Origin of the sequence: Streptococcus mitis (assembly GCF_946188375.1) — a bacterium.
GTDB lineage: Bacteria > Bacillota > Bacilli > Lactobacillales > Streptococcaceae > Streptococcus > Streptococcus mitis_CX.
On sequence record NZ_CAMHUS010000002.1, the window covers coordinates 16,185 to 30,511 of the forward strand.

At 41.0% G+C, this 14,327-nt stretch carries 10 protein-coding genes; 3 read left to right on the forward strand and 7 right to left on the reverse strand.

Features of this window, described 5'->3' with window-relative positions; genetic code table 11:
* Positions 1–53: 53 nt before the first annotated feature.
* The 4 genes from N8M16_RS02600 to N8M16_RS02615 all read right to left on the reverse strand — a co-directional run bounded on the left by N8M16_RS02600 (position 54) and on the right by N8M16_RS02615 (position 4,355).
* A complete protein-coding gene (locus tag N8M16_RS02600; protein WP_261069588.1) occupies positions 54–884 on the reverse strand; it encodes an energy-coupling factor transporter transmembrane component T family protein in 831 nt (276 codons plus the stop codon).
* Positions 869–2,551 carry an ABC transporter ATP-binding protein gene (locus N8M16_RS02605; protein ID WP_261069589.1) on the reverse strand — a complete coding sequence of 561 codons (1,683 nt, stop codon included), beginning with the start codon at positions 2,549–2,551 and terminating at the stop codon, positions 869–871. Before N8M16_RS02605 ends, N8M16_RS02600 begins: the two co-directional genes overlap by 16 nt.
* Before the next feature lie 394 nt (positions 2,552–2,945).
* A complete protein-coding gene (locus N8M16_RS02610; protein ID WP_000795930.1) occupies positions 2,946–3,491 on the reverse strand; it encodes an ECF-type riboflavin transporter substrate-binding protein in 546 nt (181 codons plus the stop codon).
* 15 nt (positions 3,492–3,506) lie between these two features.
* On the reverse strand, positions 3,507–4,355 hold the full coding sequence (locus N8M16_RS02615) for an SAM hydrolase/SAM-dependent halogenase family protein (RefSeq protein WP_125454398.1): 849 nt from the start codon (positions 4,353–4,355) through the stop codon (positions 3,507–3,509).
* Positions 4,356–4,543: 188 nt separating this feature from the next.
* Between N8M16_RS02615 and trkA the strand changes: the two genes are divergently transcribed.
* Positions 4,544–5,893, forward strand: coding sequence for a Trk system potassium transporter TrkA (trkA, locus tag N8M16_RS02620; protein ID WP_261069590.1), 1,350 nt, complete (start codon positions 4,544–4,546; stop codon positions 5,891–5,893).
* A gap of 3 nt (positions 5,894–5,896) precedes the next feature.
* Complete coding sequence (locus tag N8M16_RS02625; protein ID WP_045612298.1) at positions 5,897–7,336, forward strand: TrkH family potassium uptake protein; 1,440 nt, start codon at positions 5,897–5,899, stop codon at positions 7,334–7,336.
* Positions 7,337–7,625: 289 nt separating this feature from the next.
* Here the strand turns inward: N8M16_RS02625 and pflB are convergent, their stop codons facing one another.
* Entirely contained in the window at positions 7,626–9,950 is a 2,325-nt protein-coding gene (gene pflB / locus N8M16_RS02630; RefSeq protein ID WP_020901544.1) for a formate C-acetyltransferase, read from the reverse strand.
* 238 nt (positions 9,951–10,188) lie between these two features.
* Here pflB and dinB point away from each other — a divergent pair, with 238 nt between their 5' ends.
* Positions 10,189–11,250 carry a DNA polymerase IV gene (gene dinB / locus N8M16_RS02635; RefSeq protein WP_000904599.1) on the forward strand — a complete coding sequence of 354 codons (1,062 nt, stop codon included), beginning with the start codon at positions 10,189–10,191 and terminating at the stop codon, positions 11,248–11,250.
* Positions 11,251–11,396: 146 nt separating this feature from the next.
* Here dinB and N8M16_RS02640 read toward each other — a convergent pair whose 3' ends face one another.
* Positions 11,397–12,242 carry an undecaprenyl-diphosphate phosphatase gene (locus N8M16_RS02640; protein ID WP_049533837.1) on the reverse strand — a complete coding sequence of 282 codons (846 nt, stop codon included), beginning with the start codon at positions 12,240–12,242 and terminating at the stop codon, positions 11,397–11,399.
* A gap of 60 nt (positions 12,243–12,302) precedes the next feature.
* Complete coding sequence (locus N8M16_RS02645; protein WP_261069591.1) at positions 12,303–14,192, reverse strand: DUF2207 domain-containing protein; 1,890 nt, start codon at positions 14,190–14,192, stop codon at positions 12,303–12,305.
* Positions 14,193–14,327 lie beyond the last annotated feature (135 nt).

Genomic DNA, 14,327 nt, shown 5'->3' on the forward strand with positions numbered 1-14,327 from the left:
AAAAAGTTATAGAATAATTTCTCTTTACTTATCTAATGAAAACTTTGACAATACTATTTCCAAGGGTTGTAAAATCGTCCTTGATTCTGCAAGATAAGTAGTAAACTAGCTACTAAAAACAATGCTGCCAAGAGCAAGGTAAGATAATCTCCTTTTTTCAAGGCCTGATAACTATACCAAGTGCGCTTTTTCTCTTTTCCAAAGCGGCGAAGTTCCATGGCGGTCGCAATGGTATCAATGCGTTCTAGCGAGCTAAAAATCAAGGGAGTGATAATGCGCAGATTGCCTTTGATTCGTTGCATAAGAGAAGCTTTCTTGGATAATTCCATCCCACGCGCCTCCTGAGACATCTTGATAGTAAAGAATTCTTCCTGCAAATCTGGAATATAGCGCAAGGTCAGACTGACAGAATAGGTAATCTTATAAGGCACACCGATTTGATTTAAACTGGAAGCAAACTGACTAGGGTGGGTTGTCATCAAAAAGATAATAGCCAGAGGAATGGTGCAAAGGTACTTAATGGCCAGATTTAGCAGATAAAAGAGCTCTTGACTGGTCAGAGTGTAGGCACCGATTCCCTGCCAAATCACACTTCTCTCTCCGTAAAGTCCAACCCCATACTCAGGAGAAAAGAGATAGACCATCAAGACGTTTAAAACGGCAAATACCGTCGCAAAAACAGCTACAAAGGAAACATCTTTAAAGCGTATTTCTGACAGATAGAGAAGAAAGACCGAAAAAATGGCAATCAGAACAAGCAGTCTGGTATCATAACTAATCATGGCAGCCAATGACACGAGAATGAAAAAGAGAAGTTTCCCAGCTCCTGACAAGCGATGAATAACAGTATCTCTATGCTGGTAACCGATTAATTTAGCTTGCATCCTTCTCTCCTTTCTTTGTAAAATGCCGTTAAAGCAAGTGGATCCACGTCTAGTTTCTTGGCCAAGTTAAAGATTGAAGTTTCTTTTAGGTTGGCTTTTACTAACAGCTCAGGATTGCTCAACAGACTAGCTGGATCAGTATCAGCAATCAATTCCCCATCCACCATGACAAGGGCCCGATCTGAATAATCCAGCATCAATTGCATATCATGGGTAATCATGACAATGGTATGCCCTTTTTGATGCAGTTCTTCAAGAAATTCCATAATCTCAGTATAGTTCTTCTGGTCTTGACCTGCTGTCGGTTCATCTAAGAGGATAATTTCAGCCCCTAAAACCAAAATCGATGCAATAGTCACACGTTTTTTCTGCCCAAATGACAGGGCAGAAATAGGCCAATTACGGAATTCATAGAGACCACAGATTTTCAAAGTTTCATAGACTCTCGTTTCAATTTCCTGCTCGTCTACACCTCGCAAACGAAGTCCTAGAGCCACCTCATCAAAAATCATATTGGTTGAAATCATTTGATTGGGATTTTGCAGCACATAGCCTACTCGTTCCGCCCGCTCTGCAACAGAATCTCCTTTGATATCCTGTTCTTCCCAAAGATAGCGCCCCTCCGTCTGAATAAAGCTACTTAAGGCCTTGGCTAGGGTTGACTTCCCTGCTCCATTTTTTCCGACAATAGCAATCTTTTCACCTTTTTTAATATCCAGATGAATGGATTTCAAAATCGGTCTATCATCATAAGAAAAAGATACATCCTCTAATTTAAAGAGTGACTGCAATTCTGGGGTTTCTTTTGCCAGTTCATTCTGCAACTGAACCTGACCTTTTGAGATGGACAAGTTGTCCAAATTTGCTAATTGTTCTTCCTTAGCTAAATCCACACCTAATTGACGTAAAGTAGTTAGATAAAGGGGTTCGCGAATCCCATTTTGGGTCAACAAATCAGTCGCCAATAACTGATCAGGACTCCCATTAAAGAGGATACGGCCATCGTTTATCAAGACAATCCGATCCACAGGACGATGCAGAACGTCCTCCAAACGGTGCTCAATAATAAGGGTCGTCGTCCCCTCCTCCTTATGAATCTGATCAATCAATTCGATAATATCCTGACCTGACTTGGGATCCAGATTGGCGAGTGGCTCATCAAACAAGAGAATCGGACTTTCATCAATCAAGACACCAGCCAGACTGACCCGCTGCTTTTGTCCACCTGACAAATCCTGGGGACGCTGAGCTAGTAAAGGGATAAGGTCCAGCTTTTCAGCCCATTTATGAACACGACTTTTCATGTCATCTAGAACTGTCACATCATTTTCCAGAGCAAAAGCCAAGTCCTCTGCCACGGATAAACCGATAAACTGCCCATCTGTATCCTGCAAAACTGTACTGACCAGATGAGATTTATCGTAGATGCTCATATCAAAGGCTGCTTGCCCCTTGATCAAAAATTCTCCAGACATCTGACCCTTGTAAATATTGGGAATAATCCCATTCAAACACTGACCCAAGGTAGACTTACCTGACCCAGATGGCCCAACAATTAAGACTTTCTCTCCCTTGTAAATGGTCAAGTCCACCCCTTGCAAGGTCGGTTCTTGTTGTGTTTCATACCGGAAAGAGAAATCCTTCCACTCAATTATAGCTTCTTTCATCTTACTCTCTTCATTCGCTTCTTCTACTCAATGAAAATCAAAGAGCAAACCAGGAAGCTAGCCGTAGGTTGCTCAAAACACTGTTTTGAGGTTGCAGATAGAGCTGACGCGGTTTGAAGAGATTTTCGCAGAGTATTAGACTTCTATTTTATCATAAATCTACCCCTTCTTGCAGTCTCTTCTCTTAAAATCTTAGCGCCAAAAAATTCCTATCCTAAATTGCTTACCCGACTAGCCTATAAACAGCAAAAAGACTGGTTACCCAGCCTTCCCCATCATTTTATACTCAATGAAAATCAAAGAGCAAACCAGGAAGCTAGCCACAAGTTGCTCAAAACACTGTTTTGAGGTTGCAGATAGAGCTGACGTGGTTTGAAGAGATTTTCGAAGAGTATTAGTCCTTTTTCAAACTTCCTGCACGAGTTTGAGTTCCTGCATAGGCAAGCAAGAGAAGAGTTCCTGCAATAGCTACAGATACACCATTAGCAATTCCCGCAACAATTCCTTGTGCAAATACTTTTTCTGCCGCTTCTTGATAAATCACAACATCTCCAAGTGGTGCCAAGACACCCCAAACAAGGGCATTTGCAAGTAGTTGAATGAGGTTAAAAATGAGAATATCTTTCCAGTCAAAGACACCATTGATTACACGAACGTACTTTCTAAATAGCCCCACAGCTAGACCAAAGAGCCCGCTAGCAATAATCCAAGTCCACCACAGACCGTAACCAGCAAGAGAGTCCTTGATTGCATGACCAATCAACCCGACAAGCAAACCGATAATCGGTCCAAAAATAATAGAAAGTAGCGCTTGTACCGCATACTGAAGCTGGATGCTTGTATTTGGAACAGGGGTCGGAATGTTGATCATCCCGATGACGACAAAGAGGGCCGCGCCAATTCCGACAGCAACAACTTGTTTAATTGATTGATTTTTCATCTATATTCTCCTATTTTATGATTCTATTTTCTTTATTTCAATGGTCCAAGATGAACCGACACCCACATTGTAAGCTTTGGCAAAGGAACCTTGGTTGATAGCCAGACCTAAACGATAGAGAGAGTTGATGTAAAGGATGGGTTGCCCAATTCTCACATCTGCAAATGATTTGCCATAAACAACCTGATTTTGATAGACCAGCATATCTGCATGATAGATAGTCACCTCAAAACGATCACCGAATGCTGGTCCCAGCTTGTAAAATTCTTCTCGTGTGATAGAGGTCCAAAGCGAGCCGAAACGCACATCCAGAATATCAATAGCTCCCTTCACTAGATAATCTTCAATGATGGTCTCTACGACTGGAAGCTCCACAATCTGATCCACACTGAGCTCTGGTCCCACTTCCTCAAAAGAAATGTGACCACTGGCCAGTTTAGCACCAGTATAGGCATAGACATCACGACCGTGGAAGGTATAAGAATGCTCTGTATTTTGACGTCTATTGGCCACTTCAGAAATCTCACGAATGGCTACAATACCAACATGTTTCTTGATAAAAGAAAGCGTCCCATTATCTGGCGTGACAATGTATTGATTTTTTGCAGTCTTGGCAACCACACTCTTACGTTTCGAGCCGACACCTGGATCGACCACCGATACAAATGTCGTTCCCTCAGGCCAGTAATCCACCGTCTGAAAGAGACGGTAACTCCCCTCAAAAATATTATAAGGCGTGATATCGTGCGTCAAGTGATGAATTTTTAAGGTTGGAGATTCTTCTAAAGCCACTCCAATCATAGCCGATACCGCACCATCAACCAGACCAAAGTCTGATTGTAATACCAGTAAATTATTATTCATTTTATCTCCTTGTGTATCCTTTATCATACCATATTTTCTAGAAAGTAGCTAATAGCTATTTCAATTGGTTAGGGTATAGTTTTACCTTATAGCAAATTTCCTACTAAAAACTCTGGTGATTAGCTAGTAGGTGCATTTTTTCTTGAAAAAAGGTATGATAGTTACATAATGAAGAAGTAGGTTTTATTATGAAAATTATCCTTGTCGGAGGGGGAAAAGTTGGTTCTGCCCTCTGTCGCTCCTTGGTTGCAGAAAAGCATGATGTTTTGCTGATTGAGCAAGACGAATCTGTCCTCAATCATATTGTCAATCGCTTTGATATCATAGGCATCCTTGGTAACGGGGCCGATTTTACCATCCTTGAGCAAGCCAGCGTCCAGGATTGTGATATCTTTATCGCCCTGACTGAATACGATGAAGTGAACATGATTGCAGCCGTTCTAGCAAAAAAAATGGGAGCTAAAGAGACCATCGTTCGGGTGCGGAACCCTGAATATTCTAACTCTTATTTCAAGGAAAAGAATATTCTCGGTTTTTCTCTTATCGTTAATCCTGAGCTCTTGGCTGCCCGTGCTATTGCTAATATCATTGACTTCCCCAACTCCCTCTCTGTCGAACGTTTCTTTGGTGGACGGGTCAGCTTGATGGAATTCGCTGTTAAATCCTCCAGTGGTCTTTGCCAAATGCCCATTTCTGATTTTCGGAAAAAATTTGGCAATGTCATTGTCTGTGCGATAGAAAGGGAACATCAAATTATCATTCCAAGCGGTGACATGACTGTACAGGATAAAGATAGAATCTTTGTCACTGGTAACCGTGTTGACATGATGCTCTTCCATAATTATTTCAAGTCTCGTGCCGTGAAGAGTCTTCTTATTGTTGGAGCTGGTAGAATTGCCTATTATCTATTAGGTATCCTCAAAGACAGTCGTATCGATACCAAGGTTATTGAAATCAATCCTGAAATCGCCAGCTTCTTTAGCGAGAAATTCCCAAATCTCTACATCGTTCAAGGAGATGGTACCGCAAAAGATATCCTGCTGGAAGAAAGTGCTCAAAACTATGATGCCGTTGCGACTCTAACAGGAGTCGATGAGGAAAATCTGATTACCTCTATGTTCCTTGACAGGGTAGGTGTACAGAAAAATATCACCAAGGTCAATCGCACCAGTCTCCTTGAGATTATCAATGCGCCTGATTTTTCAAGTATCATCACACCTAAAAGCATCGCTGTAGATACGATTATGCACTTTATTCGTGGTCGTGTTAATGCCCAGTATTCAGACCTTCAAGCCATGCACCATCTAGCCAATGGCCAAATCGAAACCCTGCAATTCCATATCAAGGAAGCTAATAAAATGACTGCCAAACCTCTTTCTCAACTAAAACTGAAAAAAGGGATTCTTATTGCAGCTATCATTCGAAAAGGCAAGACTATTTTCCCAACAGGAGAGGATATGCTGGAAGTTGGAGACAAGCTCCTAGTAACAACTTTGTTGCCAAACATCACCAAGATTTATGACTTGATTGCGAGGTAAGAAATGAATAAAAGTATGATTCGTTACCTCCTTTCAAAATTACTTTTGATTGAAGCTGTTCTTCTTTTGGTTCCTGTAGCTGTTGCTATCTATTACCGTGAATCGAGCCAAGTCTTTACAGCCCTCTTTACAACGATTGGGATTCTCGTATTACTAGGCGGTTCAGGAATTTTACAAAAGCCAAAAAATCAACGGATTTATGCCAAGGAGGGAGTCTTGATTGTTGCCCTCTGTTGGATCCTTTGGTCCTTCTTTGGTGGTCTCCCCTTTGTCTTTGCTAGACAAATTCCCAGCGTTATCGATGCCTTTTTTGAAATCAGTTCTGGCTTTACAACTACTGGAGCAACTATTCTGAACGACGTTTCTGTTCTCAGTCGTTCCCTCCTCTTCTGGCGAAGTTTTACCCACTTAATTGGAGGGATGGGGGTGCTTGTTTTTGCACTTGCTATTATGGACAATGCCAAGAATAGCCACCTAGAAGTGATGAAGGCTGAGGTTCCTGGCCCTGTTTTTGGCAAAGTAGTATCCAAACTAAAAAACACTGCCCAGATTCTCTATCTCCTTTATCTAGCTCTCTTCTCCCTCTTTGTCATCATCTATTATCTGGCTGGCATGCCCCTATTTGATAGTTTTGTCATTGCTATGGGGACAGCAGGTACAGGAGGCTTTACCGTCTATAACGACGGGATTGCCCACTATGGCAGCTCACTGATTACCTATCTGGTTAGTATCGGAGTTCTGGTTTTTGGGGTAAATTTCAATCTCTACTACTACCTCATGCTCCGTCGCATCAAAGCCTTCTTTGGTGACGAGGAACTTCGTGCTTACTTGGTCATCGTGCTGCTTTCTACAAGCTTGATTAGCCTTAATACCCTCTATCTCTACCCAGGATTTTCCAAGAGCTTTGAAATGGCCTTCTTCCAGGTTTCCAATATCATTACAACGACTGGTTTTGGTTATGGAGATATTACTAACTGGCCCCTCTTCTCCCAATTTATCCTCCTTTTCCTCATGGGAATCGGTGGTTCTGCTGGTTCAACCGCAGGTGGACTCAAGGTTATTCGAGGCCTTATCCTTTCAAAAATTGCCAAAAATCAAATTTTGTCAATCCTATCTCCCCACCGTGTTTTGACCCTCCATGTTAATAAAACGGTGATTGATAAGGATACCCAGCATAAGATTCTCAAGTACTTTGTCATCTATGCTATGATTTTGCTTGCGCTTATCTTTATTGTCAGCCTAGATAGCAATGATTTTCTGGTCGTTACCAGTGCTGTCTTTAGCTGTTTCAATAATATAGGACCTATTCTAGGAACTACTTCTAGTTTCTCAATCTTTAGTCCTATCTCAAAAATTCTCCTCTCCTTTGCAATGATTGCAGGGCGTTTGGAGATTTACCCAATCTTACTTCTCTTTATGAAGAGAACTTGGTCTAAAAGATAAAATACAACCACACCTTGTGTCTTACAAAGTGTGGTGTTTTTATTTTCAAATACTTCCCGAAACTCAACCGACTCTTTTAAACCAAGCGAGACACTTCAGATCCTGACTTATACTCAATGAAAATCAAAAAGCAAACTGGGAAGCTAACCACAGACAGTACTTGAGTACGGCAAGGCGAAGCTGATGTGGTTTGAAGAGATTTTCGAAGAGTATTAAGGAATTTAAGATCCAAAAAACAACCCTCAGTCGACTGACCGAGGGTTCCTTATTTCATTACTTAAAAACTTGATTAGCTCAATGCATCCAAGGCGTCATCCATTGAAAGAACTTCGTGGAAGACACGTTGTGTCAATTCAGTTTTTTGTTCTGGAGTGAGGTATTTAGTGTTTACACAGTATCCAGAGATACGTACGATAACGTCTTCACCTGACATAATCTTTTCGTAAACATCGTTCAAGTCCATAACGTTCAAGTTAACGTGTTGTCCACCGTTTTCGAAGTAACCATCAAGGATTGTTACCAAGTTATCAACTTGTTCGTCACGAGTCTTACCAAGAGCGCGAGGTGATACTTGTGTAGTCAATGAGATACCGTCAGCTGCGTAACTAAAGTCAAGGCTAGAAAGTGAGTTCAAGTTTTGCAACCAGCCACCTTTAGCTTTGTTAGATGGGTTAGCACCTGGTGAGAAGAATTCAAGTTTAGACAAGTTCACAGAACCATCTTCGTTGAGGTATACACCTTTGTGGACTGGTGAGTTACCAGTTTGTTTAGAGTAAGCAACGTTAGATGTGATTGTCAAAAGTGATACTGTAGCTTCTGCATCTTTGTAAAGTTTGTGGCTACGTAGACGAGTTGTGTAAGCTTCAATCAACCATTCTGCCAATTCGTTTGAACGAGGATCATCTTCACCCCAACGTGGGTATTCACCGATTGTTTCGTAATCGTAGATGTAGCCATTTTCGTCACGGATTGGTTTAACTGTAGCGTATTTGATAGCTGACAATGTATCAACAGTGTTAGCAAATCCACAGATACCGAATCCCATGTTCGCACGTTGTTTAGTTGGCAAGAAGGCCATTTGAACAGCTTCGTAGTTGTACTTATCAGTCATGTAGTGGATGATGTTCAAAGCATCTACGTAAGTATCAGTCAACCAGTCAAGAGATTTTTCAAAGTTTTCTTTAACTGATTCGAATTCAAGAACTTCGTCACGGATTGGTTCGATGTCAAATACTTTGTAGTCTTTGTGAACATCGTCGTAACCACCGTTCAAACCAGTAAGAAGAGCTTTCAATACATTTACACGTGCACCGAAGTACTGGATGTTGTGGCGTTGTTCTTCATTTTCTGGGTCAAGTGGAGACACACAGCATGAGATACAGCTCATTTCACCGTATCCGTCTTTGGCCATTGTTGTAACACCTTCGTATTGGATAGAAGAGTGTTTGTGGCTCATATGCATACAGTAGCGACGGAAGTTGTATGGCAATTTGTCAGTCCAAAGAACTGTCAAGTTTGGTTCTGGAGAGTTACCGATATTGTCAAGAGTGTTCAAGAAACGGTAGTCCATCTTAGTAACACGGTGACGACCGTCGTTACCCATACCAGCCATAGAAGTTGTGATGAAAGTTGGGTCACCTGAGTACAATTGGTCATAAGCTTTTGTACGAGCAAATTTAACTGTACGAAGTTTCATAACGAAATCATCAACGAATTCTTGGATTTCTGATTCAGTAAATGTACCACGAGCAAGGTCACGTTCTGCAAAGATGTCCAATACGATTGGCACACGTCCTAGAGATGTAGCAGCACCGTTGATAACACGGCAGACAGACATGAAGGCGATGTTAACCCATTGGATTGCTTCTTTAACGTTCATCGCTGGTTTGCGAACGTCAACTCCGTAAAGGTCACCCAAGCGAACAACTTGTTGCAATGCTTGGTATTGAAGGTTGATTTCTTCACGAAGACGGATTGTTTCTTCATCGATTTCTTCGATTGCATTCCAGTCGTTTACTTTTTCTTGCATCAAGTAGTCTGCACCGTAAAGAGCAAGACGTGCGTAAACACCGATAATACGTCCGCGTGAGTATGCATCTGGAAGACCAGTTACAGTGTGAGCGTGACGAGCGCGACGAATGTTTGAAGTGTAAGCGCGGAAGATACCGTCGTTAACTGTTGTTACGTATTTAGTGAAGATTTCGTGAACAGCTGGGTCTGGTTCGTATCCATTTTCTTTCAAAGTGGTTTCAGCCATACGGATACCACCTTTTGGCATGAAGTTCAATTTGAAGAGTTCGTCATTTTGGATACCAAAGATAACTTCGTTTTCTTTATCGATAAATCCTGCAGGGATATCAGCGATAGAAGTTGGACGAGTGTCCATTGGGAAACGAGTTTCTTCGTAGTGAGCCTTAGTTTCTTCTACAATTTTTTTGATGTGAAGTGAACGTTCTGTTGGTCCTGCAAGGAAGCTTTCGTCTCCGTCATAAGGTGTGTAGTTAGCTTGTACAAAGCGTGACACACTTGCTTTTTCTTTCCAATCTACGCCTTTGAAGCCTTCCCAAGCTTTGTCAAAAATATCTTGTGCTTCAACAACTGTCTTAACAACCATGTTAATGTCCTCTTTTTTCTTTCTAGTAACATCCATCTGTTACATTCATGAGACAAGTATACCATACAGTAACCGATTTCAACAAGTGATAAATCCCTATTTTTACACTTTCTTTTCTAAAACAGTCTATATTTTATCCCAAACTGTATTATATTTTTGAAAAAATTAAAGCCTTTTTTCTTTTTTTCAGAAAAAAGGGTATAATAAAAGAAAATAAGCAGTAAAAAGGGGACCAGACATGTTGATTTTTCCTTTATTAAATGATTTGTCAAGAAAAATCATCCATATTGACATGGATGCCTTTTTTGCTGCGGTCGAAATCAGAGATAATCCTAAACTCAGAGGAAAACCTGTCATTATCGGTAGCGACCCTCGACAAACAGGTGGGCGTGGTGTCGTTTCCACTTGTAGCTATGAGGCGCGAGCTTTTGGTGTCCATTCAGCCATGAGTTCCAAAGAAGCCTATGAGCGTTGTCCCCAGGCCGTCTTTATCTCAGGGAATTATGAGAAATACAAGACTGTGGGCCTCCAGATTCGAGCTATCTTTAAGCGTTATACAGATTTGATTGAACCCATGAGCATTGACGAAGCCTATTTAGATGTGACAGAAAATAAACTCGGTATCAAGTCAGCGGTCAAAATTGCTCGTCTCATTCAAGAGGATATCTGGCAGGAACTACACCTGACTGCTTCCGCAGGCGTCTCCTACAACAAATTCTTAGCTAAAATGGCCAGCGATTATCAAAAGCCACATGGTCTGACAGTGATTTTACCTGACCAGGCTGAGGATTTCCTCAAACAAATGGATATTTCCAAGTTTCATGGAGTAGGAAAAAAGACGGTGGAAAGACTTCATCAAATGGGTGTTTTTACCGGCGCTGATTTGCTTGAAGTCCCTGAAGTGACCCTGATAGACCGTTTTGGCAGACTGGGCTATGACCTTTATCGAAAGGCTCGTGGTATTCACAATTCCCCGGTCAAATCCAATCGTATCCGTAAATCAATCGGGAAAGAGAAAACCTATGGAAAAATTCTCCGTGCCGAGGAAGACATCAAAAAAGAGCTGACTCTCCTATCAGAAAGAGTCGCTCTCAATCTCAGTCAACAAGAAAAAGCTGGAAAAATTGTCATTCTGAAAATCCGCTACGAAGACTTTTCAACTCTGACTAAACGAAAAAGTCTGGATCAAAAAACGCAGGATGCTAGTCAGATCAGCCAAATAGCCCTGCAACTCTATGAAGAGTTGGACGAGAAAGAAAAAGGCGTCCGCCTGCTGGGGATTACCGTAACTGGATTTTAAAGCTCAATGAAAATCAAAGAGCAAACTAGAAAGCTAGCCGCAGGCTGCTCAAAACACTGTTTTGAGGTTGCAGATAGAGCTGATGCAGTTTGAAGAGATTTTCGAAGAGTATAAAACCTTGAAGAGTTGCCCCTTCAAGGTTTTTCTTATACAAATAAACGGACAAAGCTGTAAAGTAGTAAGACACTACCAAGCACGATACGGTATTTACCAAAAAGGGTAAAGTCGTGTTTTTTTACATAGCTTGTCAAGAAACGAATAGCGACCATGCTGACTGCAAAGGCTACTCCCATCGCAACCAAGAGCAAGAACAATTGCCCAAAGCTCAAGAGTTGTCCTGCTTTTATAAATTTGAAAATCTTTAAGGCACTAGCTCCAAACATAACAGGAATTCCAAGATAGAAGGTAAATTCCGTCACAACAGAACGACTGGTTCCATTTAACAAACCACCGACAATAGTCGCTCCTGAACGGCTAGTCCCTGGTAAAAGAGCAAGAACTTGGAAGAGTCCGATATAGAAGGCTGTCGTATAAGGAAGCTTGTCCAACTCTGTTACACTTGGTTCGATAGCACGCGCTTTATTGCGCTTTTCCAAATAGATAAAGGCAATCCCGTAGATAATCAACATGAGGGCAACTGAAACCATATTATGGAAGTGGGTATCAAACCAATCATCAAATTTAAAGACGGCAAGTAAAGGCAAGGTCGCAATCAAGACCTTCAACCATAGTCTCCAAGTCTTACGAACTTCCTGCTTGTCCTTAGTCGGTTTGAAGGGATTGAGCTTGTTAAAGTAAATCACCATAACTGCTAAAATAGCACCAAGCTGAATCACGACATTAAACATGGACATAAAGGCTTCACTCTGATTTTGGTATTGGATAAATTCCTCTGCTAAAATCAAGTGACCTGTACTTGAAATCGGCAGCCATTCCGTAATTCCTTCAACAATACCGAAGAAGATAGATTTTAAAATTTCAATAAGATACATAGATTACTCCTTTTTCTATCTTCCATTATAGCATATTTTTTCAGCCATTGATAGCTCTCTTTAAAAGGCACCGATACTGCCCCCGCCGCCACCTCCGGAGAAGCCACCACCAGAACTTCCATTTCCAGAAGATACGGAATAGGTACTTGCTGTGTTTGCGACATTGACATAATGGCTCATTTGTGCTGTTGAATGATAAAACATATTGTGCCAGCCATAAGCTACATAGAGATTGATATCTGGATTTTCCACTTGAATCTGATGAAACTTCATCAAATGACTGACCTTGTCTGCATAGCCAAATAAAGTCGCATAAACCAAGAGGCGATTCCAGACCACAATACTTTCCAATTCAGCCTGATCCAATCGTGCAATCTCACGCAACATATTTTCAAAACTGGTCCAGAGATAGTATACTTCTGCTCCTGCTTCATTTAGGACACCATCACGATTATCTAATCGAAGCTTCCAATAATAGAAAACAGCCAAAACCAAACCTAGAAAACCAAGTATTGGCAAGAGGAGGTAAAGATAGCCATAAACATCCAAACTGTACAAGAACAAACCAAATCCGATAAATAGGGGCAAGATAGTCAAGACCCCCATACCCACTTGCAAGGCCTTTTCCCCACCAGTTAAAGGACGGTAGTAATCCGGAAGCCCCCAGAAGGTAACTCTATTTCTCACTCCTTCTTGCATCTCTTTCAATACTTCTTCAAAAGAAGATTTGAGCTGACGCCCCTTTGCTTGAATCCGTTTTTCATCAGAAACTTTTGCTCTACGATAAAGACTATCAGATACCTTGTAATCCGCAAACAAATTGGAAAGAGTTTCTTCTTTTTTGCCTGAAAAAGCCAGATTTAGACAGTCTTTCTCAAAACTTGACAAACCATCTTCTTTTACTAGCTTCAAACCAACTGCATCTCCTTCTGAAATGATAGAAACATTCCCACGGTCTATCACATCTAGCAAGGTAGCTTGAATAAGTTGGTCAAAGGTAAATTTACCTGCTCCTTTTGTTAGAGGACTCACTTCTTCCAAGGAGGTCGAGTAGACTGCTTCTGATAAAACCATAGGCTCTAATTCCATTGGTGGTTCATAGATACGATGATTTTTGGCATATTTGACGGAAGGAGTGGTCTTTCTTCTATAGATGAAATAGAAGCAAATACTCAATAACAAGGAGATAGAAAGTATCGAAGGGAAGACCCAAGTAACGAGTTGTTTACTTTGCTCTTTTTCTTTAAAAATCGAGTCTTCTATCTTATTAAACTCTTCTAAACGATTTCCTTTCAATCCCTGATCCCTAGCGCTAGCAAAATCAGTTCGAGGCCAGTAGGCATGCAATTCAACTCCACGCTTAGCTGGAAGATTGTCCAAACGAATAGTATAATCAAGGCTACTCTTTTCAATCGTTCCCTCTCTAAAGAGTTTCCCTGTATGGAAAAAGAGTTTTTCAGCCCCCTTGTCTCCCCTTACATGAAATTCAAACTTTCCAATAGCTCCTGAACTATCTGTCAGAGGTTGCCAATTTAATTCAGCGATGTCATCATAAAGGAAAAGTAAATTCTTTAAGTTCCAAACGAGGTCAACTTCAACTGTGTCGCCATCTTGACCTGGATTATAGACTTTAACAGTATAACCATCTGCTCCTTCTATCACTTCGCTAGTAACGTCTGTCAGTTCAGCACCGTTTTTCGAGGCCTGAACCCTTGGATGAGGGTCAATGTCAAATCCACTAGGCATCTTGCCAGCACGTCCAAGTCCCACGATTTGGCCCTTAAAGTCCTCCTCAAACTGATAAACTATCTTTTGTCTAAATTCTGCCGTATTATCTGCATGAATATACAAATCCCCTTGGTAAGAGTTTATCTTAAAATCAATGGCAAAAACAGAAAGTGGCAGAAGGCAAAACCAACCTAACACTAGTAAGAAAAAAGTTTTTTTCATCAACTAAGCCCCCTTTTTATCTTTGCTATCATTATATCATTTTTTCACAAGTAAGGGCTTACCTATATTGAAAAATAAAGTTTTTTTCGATAAAATAGGAGACAGTTATTTTTTAATAGATTAGAAATAGGAGAA